We start from the raw sequence: 17,912 nt of genomic DNA, 5'->3' as shown, positions 1-17,912 counted from the left end.
TTACTGCCCCGCTGGCTGGCTCGCAGACTGGCTCGCATCCTGCGCGCTGCGGATGGTGCACATCAGTTCCGCTTCCACCGCCAGCTTGCCGTCGACCGTACCGACGGCCTTGTATTTCCAGATGCCGCGCGAGACGCGCAGGATTTCCACATCCATCTTCAGCTGGTCGCCCGGCTCGACAGGACGCTTGAAGCGCGCATTGTCGATGCCGACAAAGTACACCACCGAATTTTCGTCCGGCTTCACGCCCATCGTCAGGAACGACAGCAAGGCCGCCGTCTGCGCCAGCGCTTCGATCATCAGCACGCCAGGCATGACTGGCTTGTGCGGGAAATGGCCCTGGAAGAACTCTTCGTTGACCGTCACGTTCTTGATGGCGGTGATGGTTTTGTTCGCTTCCCAGTCCAGCACGCGGTCAACCAGCAGCAGCGGGTAACGGTGCGGCAGCAGCGATTTGATGGCGAGGATGTCGAGGGTCTTTTTTTCAGTAGTCATTTTTCGTCTTGCGTGGTCAGTGTTTTAATTGTTTTTTCAAGCGCGCGTATCTTCTCGCGCATGCTTGACAGGTTGCGCACGATGGCGGCGCTCTTTTCCCAGTCGGCGTTCTTGGCCAGCGGATAGAAGCCCGTGTACTGGCCCGCTTCCAGGATCGAACGCGAGACCATGCTGCCCGAGCCCACGTGGACGCGGTCGGCAATGGTCAGGTGGCCCAGCACCATGGCGGCACCGCCAAAGGTGCAGTACTTGCCGATGATGGCGCTGCCGGCCACGCCGACGCAGCCGGCCATGGCCGTGTGTGCGCCGATATGGCAGTTGTGGCCGATCTGGATCTGGTTATCGAGCTTGACGCCATCTTCGATGATGGTGTCGGCCAGTGCGCCACGGTCGATGGTGGTGTTGGCGCCGATATCGACATCGTCACCGATCACCACCCTGCCCGTCTGCGGAATCTTGATATACACGCCGCCTTCGTTGGCGAAGCCGAATCCGTCGGTGCCGATCACGGCGCCCGAATGGATGATGCCGCGCTGGCCGATCACGCAGCGCGCGTGGAAGGTCACGTTGGCGAACAGCTGGGTACCGGCGCCGATGACGGCGTCGCGGCCCACCACGCAGCCGGCGCCGATGACGCAGCCGGCACCGATCACGGCGCCCGCTTCGATCACCGCATGCACGCCGACGGAGGCGCTGGCGTCAACCTGCGCGCTGGCGTCGACAAAGGCGCCCGGATGGATGCCGGCCGGGGCCTTGATCTCGTGCAGGGCGGCGAAATACTGCGCCGCACGCGCGAAATACACATAGGGATTCGGGGTGACGATACGCGCGCCGGCGTAGTCGCCGCCGATCAGCGCGTCGTCGGCCGGCGTGAGGATCAGCGCCGCGGCGCCGCTCTGGGCGGCCTGTGCGCGGAATTTGCTATTGCTGAGAAAGCTGATGTGCGAAGCGCCGGCGTCGGCCAGCGGTGCGATGCCTGAAACTTCCAGGTTCGGATCGCCCGCCAACTGCCCGCCGAAGCGTTCGACCAAGTCTCCTAGTCGAGTGCCCATCTTTTACCTTTATAAGAACGCCTGACTATGCCTGCTGCGCGGCGCGATTTGCGGTCTCCGATGCTCACTGTGCTCCAGCACAGCTCCGCTTCTCAACCACAACTCACATCCGCTCGCCACGGCACTGTCAGGCGTAAAAACTATTACAGTTACTTGTCCAGCGCCTTCAATACCTTGTCGGTAATGTCGATGCGCGGGCTGGCCCACAGGGCTTCCTGCAGCACGATGTCATATCCTTCGATATGCGCCATCTGCTGGATGATGGTGTTGGCTTTTTCCGCGATGGCGCTGCGCTCTTCGTTCGTACGCTGGCTCAGGTCTTCGCGAAATTCGCGCTGGCGGCGTTGCAGCTCCTTGTCCAACTCGAAAAACTCGCGCTGGCGCTTGGCGCGCTCCGCCTCGCTCAGGGTCGGCATGTCCTTTTCCAGGGCTTCGTTGGCGACCTTGAAGCGGCTGGCCAGTTCCTGCACGGCTTTTTCACGCGAGCGGAACTCTTCGGCCAGCTTGGCGCTGGCCAGCTTGGCCAGCCTCGATTCGTTATAAATACGTTCGCTGCTGATCCAGGCGATCTTCGACTCCTGAGCCTGCGCCTGCACCGGCAACAGCGAACTCCAGCACAATGCGATCACGGCAAGGGTCTTGGGCAGGGTAGCGGATGCGGTGTTCATGATACTCCATGGTCAAAAAGTAAAAGCTGTCGCCCCGGTTCAGATGGCCGGTCAGAAACCGGTGCCCATCTGGAACTGGAAGCGCTCCAGGCGGTCCGTCGGCTTGGCGTTCAGCGGCTTGGCATAGCTCAGCTTGAGCGGGCCCACCGGGGAAATCCAGCTGATGCCCAAGCCAGCAGAATAGCGCAATTGCGACAAACGCATTTTTTCGCCTTCCTGGTAGACCTGGCCGCCGTCAAGGAAACCGAACCAGCGCAAGCTGCGGTCATTGCCCGAACCGGGGAATGGCATCTGCAGTTCCGCGTTACCGATCAGGCGCGAAGCGCCGCCCAAGGCATCGTTGGTGCTCGGTTCGACCGCGCCCAGCGAAGAACTCAGGTAGCCGCGCACCGAACCGATACCGCCGCCGTAGAAGTTCTTGAAGACCGGATACACGTGCTTGCCGATGCCGTGGCCGTAATCGAGTTCGCCCTTCAGCGCCAGGGTGACCTTGCTGAACAGCGGACGGAAATACTGGTGCTCATAGATGGCACGGAAGTATTTCTGGTCGCCGATCAGGTCAGCCTCCAGGTTGACGCGCTGGTAGCGGCCGATCGACGGCGTCAGGGCGCTGTCGCGGCTGTCGCGCTGCCATGCCGCCGTCAGCGGGATGGAATTGGTGGTAGCCGAACCGATACCGTCGGACGGACCGCCATTGTCAACCACGTATTGCTTGAAGCGGATCGGGCTGGTGATGTCGGTTTCGATGCGCGAGCGCTCGGCGCCGATACCGAAGAAGACGGTGTCGACTTCCGAGAACGGCACGCCGAAACTGACGCGGCCACCGGTTTGCTTGATCTTGTAGCTGCCGATGTTCAGCGCCGGCGGTTCCGTCGTACGCAGGTAGACTTCAAAGCTGCGCGAAATGCCATCGTCCGTGTAGTACGGATTGGTTTGCGAAAACGCGATCGTGCGGCTGTAGTGGCTGGTATTGAGTTCAATGCCGACTGTGTTGCCGCTACCGGCAAAGTTGGCCTGCGAAATCGACGCCGACAGGGTGAATTTTTCCGATTGCGAGAAAGCGCCGCCGATCAGGAAGTTACCGGTTGGTTTTTCCACCACCGTCACGTTGACGTCGACCTGGTCGGTCGTGCCCTGCGCTTCCGGCGTGTCGATGGTCACGTCCTTGAAGTAGCCAAGGCGGTCGACACGGTCGCGCGACAGCTTGATCTTGTTGCTGTCATACCAGGACGATTCGAACTGGCGGAATTCGCGGCGGATGACTTCATCGCGCGTGGTGGTGTTGCCGGCGATATTCATGTGGCGCACGTACACGCGCTTGCCCGGATCGATGAAGAAGGTAAAGCCCACTTCATGCTTTTCACGGTTGATTTCCGGATTCGCGTTGACGTTGGCAAATGCATAGCCGAACGTGGCCAGGCGATCCTGGATGCGCTTGTTCGTCGCCGTCAGGCGCGCGCCCGAATAGATTTCGCCTTCGCGCATCAGGTTCAGCGCTTTCAGCTCTTCTTCGCGGCCAAACATCTCGCCTTCGAACTTGGTGCCGGCAATCTTGTACTTCTCGCCTTCGGTGATATTGATCGTCAGGTAGATGTCTTTTTTATCGGGCGTGATCGACACTTGCGTCGAGTCGACCTGCATCTCGATATAGCCGCGGTCCAGGTAGTAGGACTTGAGCGACTCGATGTCGCCCGTCAGCTTGGTCTTCGAATATTGGTCGGCCTTGGTGTACCAGCTGAACCAGCCGCCCGTGTTCAGGGCCAGCTGCTCGCGCAGTTCCTTGTCGGTGAAGGCCTTGTTGCCGACGATGTTGATCTGCTTGATGCGGGCCACGTCGCCCTCGTCGACGGCGAACACCACGTTGACGCGGTTACGCTCGATCGGCGTGACGGTGGTGGTGATCTTCACGCCGTACAGGCCATGCGACAGGTACTGGCGCTTGAGTTCCTGTTCCGCGCGGTCAACGGAGGCCTTGTCGAAAATCTTGGCTTCACCGACGCCGATTTCCTTCAGGGCCTTGACCAGCACATCCTTTTCAAATTCCTTGGTACCCGTAAATTCCACGGTGGCGATGGCCGGACGTTCCTCGACCAGCACCACCAGCACGTCGCCATCGGCTTCCAGGCGCACATCCTTGAACATGCCCGTCGCGTACAGGGCCTTGATGGCGGCCACGCTCTTCTCGTCGGAGAACGTTTCGCCGACCCGCACCGGCAGGTAGGCAAACACGGTGCCCGCTTCAGTACGCTGGATCCCTTCGACCCGGATGTCCTTGACAGTAAATGGCTGGACGGCCAACGCGTGGCCGGAACAGAAGGCCATGACGGCGGCGCCGATCAGGCTACGGCGAAAGGAAGGCAAGGCAAAACGAGCAGAATGTAATTTCATTGGGGTTATTCAATGGGTAAATCAATGGACAACATACACAAAAGATTGCTTGTGCGACTCACGCAATGGCATCAACCACCGCCCTAATTCAGCAATCGCAACACGTCATTAAAGACGGCAAGCACCATCAAGGTCAGCAACAAACCGATCCCCAGGCGCTGGGCAATCTCGCCTACGCGCTCCGGCAAGGGGCGTCCGGTCAAAACTTCCAGCGAATAATACAGCAAATGCCCGCCATCCAGAACAGGAATGGGTAGCAAATTCATCACGCCCAGACTGATACTGATGAAGGCAATGAAGCTCAGGTAGCTTACCAGGCCGATGCGCGCCGTCTGGCCCGCGTAATCGGCGATGGTAATGGGTCCCGTCACATTCTTCAGCGAGACCTGGCCGGTGATCATCTTGCCCAGCATTTTCAGGCTCATGACACTGGTATCCCAGACCTTGGCGGACGCCTTGCCCACGGCGGCGAACGGTCCGGATGCCACGGTGATCATATCCGGCACCTGCCCCAGCTTTGCCTGTATCTTACCAACTGTTACAGCTCCCTCTGCCCCGGCGCCCGGCACGGCGTCCGGCGTAATGGCCAAGGTCAGGTCCTGGCCCTGGCGCAAGAGTTGCAATTGCAAGGTCCGGCCCGGCGCCTGGCTCAGGGTGGCGATGACGGCCGCCACGTCGTGCACGGGCTGTTCGTCGATGGCCAGGATCTGGTCGTCTTTCTGCAAGCCGGCGCGCGCGGCGGCGCCACCGGGCATGATTTCCATCAGGGTGGGCGCGGAACGGGCCAGGGTCAGGCCCAGCTTGCCCAGCACGTCGCCTTCCAGATCCGTTTCCGTCAGGCTGGCCGTCGGCAAGGTCGCTTCCTGCTCGCCGCGGTCAGGCCGGCGCACTTCGATGCGTGCCGGCTGCTTGTCGAGCGTGGCCTGGATCAGCTCCCAGCGCAGCTCGGACCAGCTGGCCACAGCCTTGCCATTCACCGCTTCGACCGTATCGCCGCTGCGCAAGCCGGCCGCATAGGCGGCCGTCTGCTCGGCCACGGGGCCGAGCTTGCTCGACGGCTCTTCGATGCCATGCATGAACAGGCCCGCGTACAGCACGATGGCAACGAGGAAATTGGCCAGCGGGCCGGCGGCCACGATGGCGATGCGGCGCCACACGCTCTGGCGCGTGAATTCGCTGCGCAATTCGCTTTCCGGCAAGTCGCTGAGGTCTTGCGCGCGGCTGTCGAGCATGCTCACATAGCCGCCCAGCGGCAGCGCGGAAATCGCCCATTCCGTCTGGTCCTTGCCAAACTTGCGCGAATACACCACTTTTCCCATGCCGATCGAGAAACGCAGCACTTTCACGCCGCACCAGCGCGCCACCAGGTAGTGGCCCAGCTCGTGCAGGGTAATCAGTGAACCGAGCGCGACAATAAAGGCCAGCAACGTGGTGATGAGCGTCATGCAGCCAGCCTCTGGGCGATGTATGCTCGCGCAGCCGCTCTGGCCAGGCGATCCTGCTCCATCACGGCCTCGATGCTGGAAGCGGCGCCATGCGGCACCGTCTCGATCACGTGCGCGATGACCCGGTCGATCTGGCGGAAGCCGATCTGTTCGTCGAGGAAGGCTTGCACGGCCACTTCATTGGCCGCATTGAGCAAAGCCGGGGCCGTGCCGCCCGCGCGCAGGGCGTCGAAGGCCAGCGCCAGGCAAGGGAAGCGGCGGAAGTCGGGACGCTCGAACTGCAGGGTAGCCACTTGCGCCAGGTCCAGTTGCGCCACGCCGGAAGCGATACGCTGCGGATATGCCAGCGCATGCGCGATCGGCGTGCGCATGTCCGGATTGCCCAGCTGGGCCAGCACGGAACCGTCGATATACGACACCATCGAATGGATCACGCTTTGCGGGTGGATCAGCACCTCGATCTGCTCGGCAGGGGCGCCGAACAGCCAGTGCGCCTCGATCACTTCCAGGCCCTTGTTCATCATGGTGGCCGAATCGACGGAAATCTTGCGCCCCATGGCCCAGGTCGGATGCTTGCATGCCTGGTCCGGCGTGACCGAATCGAGCGTTTCGACGTCGCGCGTGAGGAAGGGGCCGCCGGAAGCGGTGAGCACGATTTTTGCCACGCCTGCGGCGCCTGGCGCGCGGCCATGGGCATGCGGCATGCATTGGAAGATGGCGTTATGTTCGCTGTCGATCGGCAGCAGCACGGCGCCGTTATCGTGCACGGCATCGATGAACAGCTGGCCGGACATGACGAGCGCTTCTTTATTGGCCAGCAACACTTTCTTTCCGGCACGCGCCGCCGCCAGGGTGGGCGCCAGGCCGGCCGCGCCGACGATGGCCGCCATCACGCCCGTCACTTGCGGCGCGCTGGCGATGGCGCACAGGGCTTCTTCGCCGTACTCGACTTGCGTATCGACGCCCTGCCCGCGCAGCAAGCGCGTCAGTTCAAGGGCGGCGTCCGCCGTGCCGACGACGGCGCGCTGGGGACGAAATTGCAGGCACTGGGCGGCCAGTTCGGCCACACGCGTATGCGCGCTCAGCGCATACACGCTGTATTGCTCCGGATGACGCGCGAGCACGTCCAGGGTGGACACGCCGACCGAACCGGTCGCGCCAAGAATGGTGATGTATTGCATGAGTTTCCTTAAAGCCAGCTGGCCACGAGGGCGGCAAATGGCAGGACCGGGATCAACGCGTCGATACGGTCGAGTACGCCGCCATGGCCAGGCAGCAGGCTGCTGCTGTCCTTGATGCCGGCGCGGCGCTTCAATTGGGATTCGAACAGGTCGCCGACGATGCTGGCGGCGACGATCAGCAGCAGCACCAGCAGGGCCACCAGCCAACCGCGGCGCAATTGCAGCTGCACGGCAAAGGTGTCTTGCAAGACCGGCAGCGATGGCGCGGCCACGATGGTGATGGCGGCAATGACCAGCACGGCGATGCCGCCGCCAATGGCGCCTTCCCAGGATTTACCTGGGGAAATGCTTGGCGCCAGCTTGCGCTTGCCGAAAGCCTTGCCCGAGAAATAGGCGCCGATATCGGCGATCCACACGAGGGCCATGACGGACAGCAAGAACAAGGGGCTATGCAGGAACAGGGCGATGATGGCGACGAAGCAGCCGACGATGGTCACCGGATACACGAGGCTGAGCAAGGTATTGCCTAGGCCTTCGGTAGGCGGCAAGCCCGTCGCCAGCGAGGGCACGAAGCGGATCAGCCAGATGGCCACGCACAGGGCGAACCAGAAATTGAGCTGCGCCATGCCGTTACCGACAAAGAACGTATACGCGAAGGCGGCAGTCCAGACGGCGGCAATCACGAGCGCATGGCGATTTTTGAAAATGCGGAAGCTTTCCCAGACGGCGGCGCCGAAGAACGCCGTGGCGATCACGGCGAAGGCGGGGAAATAATTCAGATACAGAACCGGCAGCAAGACCGCCAACAAGACCAGGGCGGTGATTATCCGTGTTTTCAGCATCAGTTTGTCTTTTCAGTTAATTGCGCGCTGGTACGGCCAAAGCGCCGTTCGCGCTGCTGGTAAGACGCGATTGCCGCGTCGAGGCACTCGTCATTGAAGTCGGGCCAGAAAGTCTCGGTGAAAAACAACTCAGTGTACGCCAGTTGCCACAGGAGGAAATTGGAAATGCGCTGCTCGCCGCCCGTACGGATGAACAGGTCGGGCTCGGGCGCGTAGGCCATGGCCAGGTGCGGCGCCAGTTGCTCTTCCGTATAAGCGTGCGCGGCGGGCTGGCCATTGGCTGCCGCCTCGGCCGTCATTTTGTTGACTGCCTGCATGATGTCCCAGCGGCCGCCGTAATTGGCGCAGATGGATACCGTCAGGCGCGTGTTGTTCGCCGTCTTGCGCTCCGCATTGGCGATCAGGGTTTGCAGCTCGCCATTGAAGCGCGACAGGTCGCCCACCACCTTCAGGCGGATGTCGCTGGCATGCATCTTGACCACTTCACGTTCCAGCATCGTGACGAACAGGCGCATCAGCATCGACACCTCTTCTTCCGGGCGGCGCCAGTTTTCCGAACTGAAGGCAAACAAGGTCAGATATTCGACACCGCGGTCGAGGCAAGTCTCGACGATGCCGCGCACGGCGTCGGCGCCCTTGACGTGGCCAGCCACGCGGGGCAGGAAGCGCTTGGTTGCCCAGCGACCATTGCCATCCATAATGATTGCCACATGGCGCGGCACCGTGCCCACCTCAGGTACTGCCGTTGTCGAACTCGAATAGATCATGAAAACACGAATACCAAAAATAAAAGATAGCTATTATGCGCCAAATAGCACTGCCCGGAAAAGCGATGCTTTCCCGGGCAGTGTCAAAAGGACTGAAAACTAGACCGTCAGTACTTCTTTTTCTTTGTCGACGACCATCTTGTCGATGTCGGCAATAAACTTGTCCGTCAGTTTCTGCACTTCTTCCGACGAGCGGCGCTCATCGTCCTCGGAGCAGGCTTTTTCCTTGACCAGCTTCTTCAGCGACTCGTTCGCATCGCGGCGAATATTACGCACGGCAATCTTCGCGTCTTCCGCCTCGCTCTTGACCAGCTTGACCATTTCCTTGCGGCGCTCTTCCGTCAGCGGCGGCGTCGGCACGCGGATCAGGTCGCCCTGTGCCGATGGGTTCAAGCCCAGGTCGGCGTCGCGGATGGCTTTTTCGATGGTGTTGGCCATCTTCTTTTCGTACGGCTGCACACCGATGGTGCGCGCGTCGATCAGGGTCACGTTGGCGACCTGGGTCAGCGCCGTCGGCGAACCGTAGTAATCGACCATCACGTGGTCCAGGATACCCGTATGGGCGCGGCCGGTACGCACTTTGGCCAGATCGGCCCGCAGTGTTTCCAGCGACTTCGTCATGCGTTCCTGGGTGTTCTTTTTAACGTCAGCTAAGGACATTACCTACTCCTTGTCTTGATAATAATGAATATTCTATTGCGCTTGCGGCTTGAATGGTACCGCTGCCGGGAGTGCCGAAAACCGTTCAGGGCAAGGCGCAGAACCGAAGACGCTACGAATAGTACATAACGTGGATCAGGCGCTGCAACGCAGCCATGGGCGGTTTCTCGGCGCTCCGCTTCCCTTATACGTGCACCAGGGTGCCTTCGTCTTCACCCATGATGACGCGCATCAGCGCGCCTGGCTTGGTGATCGAAAACACCTTGATCGGCAGTTTCTGGTCGCGGCACAGGGCGAATGCCGTGGCATCCATCACTTGCAGGTGCTTGGCGATGGCGTCGTCGAACGTAATCGTGTGGAACAGGGTGGCGTTCGGATCCTTCTTCGGATCGGCCGTGTAGACGCCGTCGACCTTGGTGGCCTTCAGGACGATCTCGGCGCTGATCTCGGAACCGCGCAGGGCAGCTGCCGTGTCGGTGGTGAAGAATGGATTGCCGGTACCGGCGGCGAAGACCACCACTTTACCTTCTTCCAGGTATTGCAGGGCTTTCGGGCGGACGTACGGCTCGACCACTTGTTCGATGCCGATGGCCGACATGACGCGCGCGGTAATGCCGACGTGGCGCATGGCATCGGCCAGGGCCAGTGCATTCATCACCGTGGCAAGCATGCCCATGTAGTCGGCGGTGGCACGGTCCATGCCTTGCGCACCAGGCGCGACGCCGCGGAAGATATTGCCGCCGCCAATCACGATTGCCAGTTCCACACCCAACTTCGCCACCTCGGCCACATCGGCCACCATGCGCTCGATCGTGGCGCGGTTGATGCCGTAGGGATCATCACCCATCAGGGCTTCGCCGGACAACTTGAGGAGGACGCGCTTGTAGGCTGGTTTTGACATGAGCTGGGGCTCCATAAATGAGGTTATTCGAGTATGACATGGCGCAGCGCCTTGCAGCGCCGGATAGGCGAGAGGAAGCTGCCCATGCCGCCGCCCGGCACGACAGGTGCGGGCGGGCCAAAAAAACGGGCCTCTCGGCCCGCTTTACTTACGCTCCCTGGGAGGCAGCCATCTGTGCTGCGACTTCTGCTGCGAAGTCGTCTTGCTTCTTCTCGATGCCCTCGCCCACTACGTACATGGCGAAACCTTTGACGCTGGTGTTAGCCGCCTTCAGCATTTGCTCAACCGACAGCTTGTCGTTTTTCACGAAAGCTTGGTTCAGCAGGGAAACTTCTTTCAGGAACTTCTGTACGGAACCTTCCAGGCGCTTGGCCAGGATTTCCGGCGATTGCGCTGGCTTGCCTTCGGCGGCCGCTTTGGCTGCGTCTTCTTCGGCTTTCAGTTGGGCAACCGAACGCTCTTTTTCGATCAGTTCCGCTGGAACTTCGTTCGAGGACAGCGACACTGGCTTCATGGCAGCGATGTGCATGGCCACGTCTTTGCCGACTTGCTCATCGGCGCCGTCGAATTCGACGATCACGCCAATGCGCGAACCGTGCAGGTACGAAGCCAGCTTGTTGCTGGTTTCGAAACGCTGGAAGCGGCGGATGGTCATGTTTTCGCCGATTTTGCCGATCAGGGCAGCGCGCACGTCTTCCAGGGTCTTGCCATCGAGTGGCAAGGCCAGCAGGGCAGCTACGTCAGCCGGGTTGTGTTCTGCTACCAGACGGGCAGCGTTGTTGGCCAGTGCCAGGAAATCGTCGTTTTTCGCAACGAAGTCGGTTTCCGAGTTCACTTCGACCAGGGCGCCTACGCCATTGGCGATGTAGGTTGCCACGACGCCTTCAGCGGTGATGCGTGCCGATGCTTTCGATGCCTTGCCGCCCAGTTTGACGCGCAGGATCTCTTCCGCACGAGCCATGTCGCCATCGGCTTCGGTCAGTGCTTTTTTGCATTCCATCATTGGTGCGTCGGTCTTGCCGCGCAATTCGCCTACCATCGCTGCTGTAATCGCTGCCATGTGTTTCTCCTGATTCGGTGAGTCGATAGTCGCGGCCGGGCATGCATGCCTCGCCAGCGGTCACTATCGTTTTTTTGTTAAAAAAAAGGGGGAGCTGCTGCCACCCCTTTTCCCTTACTGCTGTGCTTACAAACGGCTATCTTGCGATAGCCTGGCCATTAAGCCTGTTCGTTTACTTCGACGAATTCGTCGCCAGCGGCTGCTTTAACCATTTCAACAACTTCGTTACCGGCAGCTGCACGGCCTTCGATGATTGCATCAGCAACACCGCGAGCGTACAACATGATGGCTTTCGAGGAGTCATCGTTACCTGGGATCACGAAGTTCACGCCTTCTGGGGAGTGGTTGGTATCGACAACGCCGATGACCGGGATACCCAGTTTAGCTGCTTCGGTGATCGCACCTTTGTGGTAGCCGACGTCGACGACGAAGATTGCGTCAGGAATGCCGCCCATGTCCTTGATGCCGCCGATCGATTTTTGCAGCTTGATCATTTCGCGGGAGAACATCAGCGCTTCTTTTTTCGACAGCTTCTCGATCGAACCATCTTCGATCATCACTTCCATGTCTTTCAGACGCTTGATCGAGGTCTTGATCGTTTTGAAGTTGGTCAGCATGCCGCCCAACCAACGTTGATCAACGAAAGGCACGCCAGCGCGTTGTGCTTCAGCAGCGATGATTTCGCGAGCTTGACGCTTGGTGCCAACCATCAGGATGGTGCCACGGTTTGCAGCCAGTTGACGCACGTGCTTCATTGCGTCCTGGTACATCGCCATGGTTTTTTCCAGGTTGATGATGTGGATCTTGTTGCGATGGCCGAAGATGAACGGTGCCATTTTTGGATTCCAAAAACGGGTTTGGTGACCAAAGTGGACACCGGCTTCCAGCATTTCGCGCATTGTTACGGACATTATTAACTCCAGGGTTGGGTCTGGAATCCGATCAGTCACCATACAGGCACCCTTGTCGACCGGATTCGCGTGTTTATATAAATTAAAGACACTGTTTTACTGCATTGCTTAAAAGAGAATTCAAGCAACCCGGGATTCTACACCGAAATGCCCGCCGCATCAAGTCCGCGCTGCAAATCGCGCGCCCTGCGGAAACACCCAATGCACCATGCTGGTGCAAGGTGTGGCGCCGCCGCCTGCTGGCCGCCACTTCACCCACAAATCCCTGCCTGCCCATAGGAAGGAGGCGGCGGATTCAGGGCGCCTCGTTTATAATTTCGACATATTTGCAGACTTTTTCCCATACAGCAGAAATCGTCTGTGCTTTTCACCTGAATTCTTGCAGATTGCGAAATACACCATGTCCACCATCCGTATCAATAGCGCCGCCGACATCGAAGGCATGCGCGTTGCCGGCAAGCTCGGCGCCGAAGTACTCGACTACATCACCCCCTTCGTCAAGGTCGGCGTCACGACCGGCGAACTGGACCGCCTGTGCCACGAATACATGGTCAACGTGCAGGGCACCATCCCTGCCCCGCTGAACTATTGCCCACCCGGCTACACGCCCTACCCGAAAGCCATCTGCACCTCCGTCAACGACGTCATCTGCCATGGCATTCCCGGCGACAAGGTCCTCAAGAGCGGCGACTCCGTCAACCTTGACATCACCGTCATCAAGGATGGCTACCACGGCGACAACAGCCGCATGTTCCTCGTCGGCACGCCGACCATCCTGGCCAAGCGCCTGTCGGAAATCACCTATGAATGCATGTGGCTGGGCATCGACCAGATCAAGCCGGGCGCCCACCTGGGCGACATCGGCCACGCCATCCAGCAGCACGCGGAAAAAGCCGGCTACAGCGTGGTGCGCGAATTCTGCGGCCACGGCATCGGCAAGGTTTTCCATGAAGAGCCGCAAGTGTTGCATTACGGCAAACCAGGCACCCTGGAGCGCCTGGAAGCGGGCATGATTTTTACCGTCGAACCGATGATCAACTCGGGCCGCCGCGAAATCCGCGAAATGAACGATGGCTGGACCATCAAAACCAAGGACCGCAGCCTGTCGGCGCAATGGGAACACACGGTGCTGGTGACGGAAACGGGTTATGAAGTGCTGACCGTCTCGCCCGGCATGCCGCCGCCGCCCGCCTTGATCGGCAATAAAGCCTGATTCATCAGGCTTGACCGCACCCCGACCCACCGCCACCCAGGGCCCAGATGAAAAAGCAAGTTCGGGAACAGCTGAAGCAGCAACTGAAAGCCGACCGCCAGGTCGTCATTGCGGCCTTCCAGGCCGACGGCAAGCCTGAAAAACTGCTGCGCAGCCTGCGCCACAGCGTCGACGGCGTGCTGGCGCGTGCCTGGCAGGAAGCAGGCTTGCCGCCCGGCACGGCCCTGGTCGGCGTGGGCGGTTATGGCCGCGGAGAACTGTTTCCCTATTCCGATGTCGACCTGCTGATCCTGCTGCAACAGGCGCCCGATGCGGCCACGCAGGAAAAGCTCGAGGAACTGGTGCAACTGCTGTGGGATCTGGGCCTGGAAATCGGCCACAGCATCCGCACAGTGGATGAATGCATGGTCGAATCGAAGGCCGACATCACCGTGCAAACGAGTTTGCTCGAAGCGCGCCTCGTGTGCGGCAACGCGGACTTGTTCGCACAATTGCAGCAGCGCTATGACGCGGCCATGGATCCGCAGGCATTCTTCCAGGCGAAAACGGCGGAAATGCGCCAGCGCCATGCCAAATACGAAGACACGGCCTTCAGCCTGGAACCGAATTGCAAGGAAAGCCCGGGCGGCCTGCGCGACTTGCAGGTGATCCTGTGGGTAGCCAAGGCGGCCGGCTTGGCGAACTCGTGGCGCACGCTGGCCACGGGCGGCCTGATCACCCTGACGGAAGCGCGCCAGCTGATGGAAAAGGAGCGCGCCTTCAAGGATATCCGCGTGCGCCTGCACCTGCATGCGGGACGGCGCGAAGACCGCCTCGTGTTCGACGTGCAGACGGCCATCGCCGAATCGCTGGGCCTGCAAGCGACGGGCAGCGGGCCGCACATGCGCCGCGCCAGCGAATTCTTGATGCAGCGCTACTACTGGGCCGCCAAGACGGTGACCCAGCTCAACACGATTCTGCTGCAAAACATCGAGGCACGATTGTTTCCGCAAGACGACGTGGCTGTGCCCATCAACGAACGCTTCAATGAAGTCAACAGCCTGATCGACATCAGCGCCGACGATACGTTCGAGCAATACCCGTCGGCCATGCTGGAAGTCTTCGTGCTGATGACGGAGCGCCCGGCCCTGAAGGGCATGACGTCGCGCGCCACGCGGGCCCTGTGGCACGCGCGCTTCAAGATCGATGGCGCCTTCCGCCAGGATCCCCTCAATCGCGCCCTCTTCCTGCGCATCATGCAAGCCCCGGTCGGCATCATCCATGCGCTGCGGCGCATGAACGAGATGAGCATCCTGGGACGCTACCTGCCGAATTTCCGCCGCATCGTGGGCCAGATGCAGCACGACCTGTTCCACGTGTACACGGTCGACCAGCACATTTTGATGGTGGTGCGCAACATGCGCCGCTTCACCATGAGCGAACACGCGCACGAATATCCGTTCTGCAGCCAGCTGATGGCCGATTTCTCGCAGTCGTGGCTGCTGTACGTGGCGGCCCTGTTCCACGACATCGCCAAGGGCCGCGGCGGCGACCACTCGAAGCTGGGCGTGGCCGACGCCACCCAGTTCTGCCAGGACCACGGCCTGTCGGCGGAAGACACGGAACTGGTGGCTTTCTTGGTGGAAAATCACCTGACCATGTCGCAAGTGGCGCAAAAACAGGATCTCTCCGATCCCGACGTCATCGCCGCCTTTGCGAAAGTGGTCAAGGACGAGCGCCACCTGACGGGTCTGTACCTGCTGACGGTGGCCGACATCCGCGGCACCAGCCCGAAAGTGTGGAATGCCTGGAAGGGCAAGCTGCTGGAAGACCTGTACAAGATCACCTTGCGCGTGCTGGGCGGCGAGCCACACACGGCCGACCGCGAGCTGAAGAACCGCCAGCAGGAAGCGCTGGCCACCCTGCGCCTGTACGGCTTGCCGCCGGATGCCCACCTGAAACTGTGGCAGCAGCTGGACGTGGCGTATTTCCTGCGCCACGACGCGTCCGACATCGCCTGGCAGACGCGCTCGCTGTATGACAAGCTCGACAGCAAGTTGCCGGTGGTAAAATGCCGGCTGGCGCCCATAGGCGAAGGCTTGCAGGTGGCCGTGTACATTCCCGACCAGCCCGACCTGTTCGCGCGCATCTGCAGCTATTTCGACCGCAAGAACTTCAGCATTCTCGACGCGAAGATCCACACGACAAAGAATGGCTATGCGCTCGATACGTTCCTTGTCACCGAGCAAAACTTCGCCAAGAGCTACCGCGACATCATCAGCCTGATCGAGCATGAGCTGGGTGAACTGTTGCAGTCGCAAACGCCGCTGCCGCCACCGGGCAAGGGACGGCTGTCGCGCCTGTCGCGCACCTTCCCCTTCCAGCCGACCGTGGATTTGCGGCCCGATGAAAAGGGCCAATACTATTTGCTGTCGGTGGCGGCCAACGACCGCACGGGCTTGCTGTATGCGATCGCCAACGTGCTGACCAAGTACCGCATTAACTTGCACACGGCCAAGATCATGACCCTGGGCGAGCGGGTCGAAGACGTCTTCCTCGTCGACGGTCCCGCGCTCAACAATGCCCGCAACCAGATATTGCTGGAAACCGATTTACTCGATGCGCTAAAGGTTTGATGACCTCCCGCGCAGCGCCTACCTTTACTGAAACTGAAACAACATGACCGAAGAATTATTACGCTTGTCCAAACGCATGTCCGAACTGGGCCTGTGCTCCCGCCGCGAAGCCGATGAATGGATCGCGCGCGGCTGGGTCCGTGTGGACGGCAAGGTGGTGTCCGAACTGGGCAGCAAGGTCTACCCGAGCCAGAGAGTCACCGTGGAACGCCAGGCGGCGGCCGAGCAGTCGAAGCGGGTGACCGTACTGATCAACAAACCGGTCGGCTATGTCAGCGGCCAGGCGGAAGACGGCTACACGCCTGCCGTGGCCCTGATCAAGGCGGAAAACCGCTGGGCAGAAGACCGCAGCCCGGAACAGTTCCACCCCACCCAGCTGCGCAGCCTGGTGGCGGCCGGCCGCCTGGACATCGATTCCGTCGGCCTGCTGGTGCTGACGCAGGACGGCCGCGTGGCCAAGCAGCTGATCGGCCACGATACCGATATCGACAAGGAATACCTGGTGCGCGTGAGCTACACCAAGGGCGGCACCCTGCCCGACAGCGAGCTGAAAAAGCTCAACCACGGTCTGTGGCTCGACGGCAAGCCGCTGTTGCCGGCCAAGGTGCGCTGGCAAAACGAAGATCAGCTGAGCTTTACCCTGCGCGAAGGCAAGAAACGCCAGATCCGCCGCATGTGCGAAGCCGTGGGCCTGAAAGTGCTGGGCCTGAAACGCGTGCGCATCGGCAAGGTCAAGCTGGGCGACTTGCCGACAGGGCAATGGCGCTATCTGAGCGCGGACGAACAATTTTAAGCGGCGACATCTGGATGGCATGCCGCACGGCGTGCCATTCCGCATAAGCAACAGGAATATAGTGATATAAAAACAATTATTGTGATTTACTTAGTAAATATTGCTTTAAACCTATACACTATTCCCCATTAGAACAAAAGAGATACGCTGTCGTGAACGATCCCATTCCCAATCCCCTGCGCAAAGGCGCGCCCAGCCTGGCTGACGTGGCCGAGCCGATGGCGCCCGGCACCAAGCCGCACCATATGAGCGATCCGTGGGACATCGGCGAAACCCTGTGCAGCCTGGCTGACAATGGCGACGCCATCTCCATCTACCCGACGGGCGGCGAAGACGTCATCATGGCGCGCATTCTGTCCGTCGACGACGACTTGCCGCAATTCGTGCTGGAACTCAATGAAGGCGCTACCCTGCCCGAAGGCGGCGCCACATTTGTCTCGTGGGTGCAAAGCGCCAAGCTGCAATTCACCATCAATGGCGAATGGCAGGCGTATCCCGAACGCCCGAACGTTTACCTGACCAACTTCCCCAGCCATTGCCTGGTGCTGGAACGGCGCGAATCGACGCGCCTGGAAACGCCGCTGGGCGTGTACTACCTGGCCGCCTTCGTGCTCGAGGGCCGTCCGTATGAATTGCAGCTGTATGATTTCTCGGCCGGCGGCATCGGCATGCGCGCCCATCCGCGCGACACGGTGGGCCTGTACGTGGGGCGCAAGCTGTCGCGCGTGCGCCTGGAACTGGGACCAAACAAGGTCATGATCGCCGACCTGGAAATCCGCCTGTCGCGCACCTTCCGCTCCTTCCTGCTGGGAGAACAGGTGCAGATCGGCTGCCGCTTCCTGAACCTGACGGATGCCATGCAGGATGAATTAAAGATGCTGCTGGATAACTTGGGCAGCAGCCGCAAGGTGCGCTGAACAA

The 17,912-nt window shown here is 60.5% G+C and carries 16 protein-coding genes; 4 read left to right on the top strand and 12 right to left on the bottom strand.

Annotation, left to right across the window (positions count from 1 at the left end):
* From fabZ to rpsB, 12 genes are all read right to left on the bottom strand, one after another.
* Entirely contained in the window at window positions 1-495 is a 495-nt protein-coding gene (fabZ, locus tag LSO07_RS13540; protein ID WP_070257388.1) for a 3-hydroxyacyl-ACP dehydratase FabZ, read from the bottom strand.
* Window positions 492-1,547 carry a UDP-3-O-(3-hydroxymyristoyl)glucosamine N-acyltransferase gene (gene lpxD / locus LSO07_RS13535; RefSeq protein ID WP_151094730.1) on the bottom strand — a complete coding sequence of 352 codons (1,056 nt, stop codon included), beginning with the start codon at window positions 1,545-1,547 and terminating at the stop codon, window positions 492-494. Before lpxD ends, fabZ begins: the two co-directional genes overlap by 4 nt.
* A gap of 149 nt (window positions 1,548-1,696) precedes the next feature.
* The gene (locus LSO07_RS13530) at window positions 1,697-2,215 is read right to left on the bottom strand and encodes an OmpH family outer membrane protein (RefSeq protein WP_051958405.1); all 519 of its coding nucleotides are present in this window, start codon (window positions 2,213-2,215) and stop codon (window positions 1,697-1,699) included.
* A 51-nt stretch (window positions 2,216-2,266) separates the two neighbouring features.
* On the bottom strand, window positions 2,267-4,603 hold the full coding sequence (gene bamA / locus LSO07_RS13525; protein WP_034784144.1) for an outer membrane protein assembly factor BamA: 2,337 nt from the start codon (window positions 4,601-4,603) through the stop codon (window positions 2,267-2,269).
* Between the two features lie 83 nt (window positions 4,604-4,686).
* Window positions 4,687-6,048, bottom strand: coding sequence for an RIP metalloprotease RseP (gene rseP / locus LSO07_RS13520; protein WP_151094729.1), 1,362 nt, complete (start codon window positions 6,046-6,048; stop codon window positions 4,687-4,689).
* Window positions 6,045-7,229, bottom strand: coding sequence for a 1-deoxy-D-xylulose-5-phosphate reductoisomerase (gene ispC, locus LSO07_RS13515; RefSeq protein ID WP_151094727.1), 1,185 nt, complete (start codon window positions 7,227-7,229; stop codon window positions 6,045-6,047). Before ispC ends, rseP begins: the two co-directional genes overlap by 4 nt.
* Window positions 7,230-7,237: 8 nt before the next feature.
* Window positions 7,238-8,071, bottom strand: coding sequence for a phosphatidate cytidylyltransferase (locus LSO07_RS13510; RefSeq protein ID WP_034784149.1), 834 nt, complete (start codon window positions 8,069-8,071; stop codon window positions 7,238-7,240).
* Window positions 8,071-8,838, bottom strand: a complete 768-nt coding sequence (gene uppS, locus LSO07_RS13505) for a polyprenyl diphosphate synthase (RefSeq protein WP_034784151.1) — start codon at window positions 8,836-8,838, stop codon at window positions 8,071-8,073. Before uppS ends, LSO07_RS13510 begins: the two co-directional genes overlap by 1 nt.
* A 99-nt stretch (window positions 8,839-8,937) precedes the next feature.
* Window positions 8,938-9,498 (bottom strand): ribosome recycling factor, encoded by a 561-nt coding sequence (gene frr / locus LSO07_RS13500; protein WP_034784152.1) that lies wholly within the window; start codon window positions 9,496-9,498, stop codon window positions 8,938-8,940.
* 184 nt (window positions 9,499-9,682) lie between these two features.
* Complete coding sequence (gene pyrH, locus LSO07_RS13495) at window positions 9,683-10,399, bottom strand: UMP kinase (RefSeq protein WP_034752258.1); 717 nt, start codon at window positions 10,397-10,399, stop codon at window positions 9,683-9,685.
* Window positions 10,400-10,547: 148 nt separating this feature from the next.
* On the bottom strand, window positions 10,548-11,459 hold the full coding sequence (tsf, locus tag LSO07_RS13490) for a translation elongation factor Ts (RefSeq protein ID WP_034784153.1): 912 nt from the start codon (window positions 11,457-11,459) through the stop codon (window positions 10,548-10,550).
* Window positions 11,460-11,617: 158 nt separating this feature from the next.
* On the bottom strand, window positions 11,618-12,370 hold the full coding sequence (gene rpsB / locus LSO07_RS13485) for a 30S ribosomal protein S2 (protein WP_010397614.1): 753 nt from the start codon (window positions 12,368-12,370) through the stop codon (window positions 11,618-11,620).
* A 400-nt stretch (window positions 12,371-12,770) separates the two neighbouring features.
* Between rpsB and map the strand changes: the two genes are divergently transcribed.
* The 4 genes from map to LSO07_RS13465 all read left to right on the top strand — a co-directional run bounded on the left by map (window position 12,771) and on the right by LSO07_RS13465 (window position 17,908).
* Window positions 12,771-13,583: a type I methionyl aminopeptidase gene (gene map / locus LSO07_RS13480; RefSeq protein ID WP_070257392.1), complete on the top strand. Its 813-nt coding sequence runs from the start codon at window positions 12,771-12,773 to the stop codon at window positions 13,581-13,583.
* A gap of 47 nt (window positions 13,584-13,630) precedes the next feature.
* Window positions 13,631-16,198: a [protein-PII] uridylyltransferase gene (locus LSO07_RS13475; protein ID WP_151094725.1), complete on the top strand. Its 2,568-nt coding sequence runs from the start codon at window positions 13,631-13,633 to the stop codon at window positions 16,196-16,198.
* 43 nt (window positions 16,199-16,241) lie between these two features.
* A complete protein-coding gene (locus LSO07_RS13470) occupies window positions 16,242-16,991 on the top strand; it encodes a pseudouridine synthase (RefSeq protein ID WP_034752263.1) in 750 nt (249 codons plus the stop codon).
* Window positions 16,992-17,143: 152 nt separating this feature from the next.
* Window positions 17,144-17,908, top strand: coding sequence for a flagellar brake protein (locus tag LSO07_RS13465; protein ID WP_080753528.1), 765 nt, complete (start codon window positions 17,144-17,146; stop codon window positions 17,906-17,908).
* The last annotated feature ends 4 nt before the right edge of the window (window positions 17,909-17,912 follow it).

The sequence above is a fragment of the Janthinobacterium sp. PLB04 genome (assembly GCF_021165895.1).
In the GTDB taxonomy this organism is placed as follows: Bacteria; Pseudomonadota; Gammaproteobacteria; order Burkholderiales; family Burkholderiaceae_D; genus Janthinobacterium; species Janthinobacterium lividum.
Note: the sequence above shows the minus strand (reverse complement) of the source record. Positions and strands in the feature narration are given on the sequence as shown.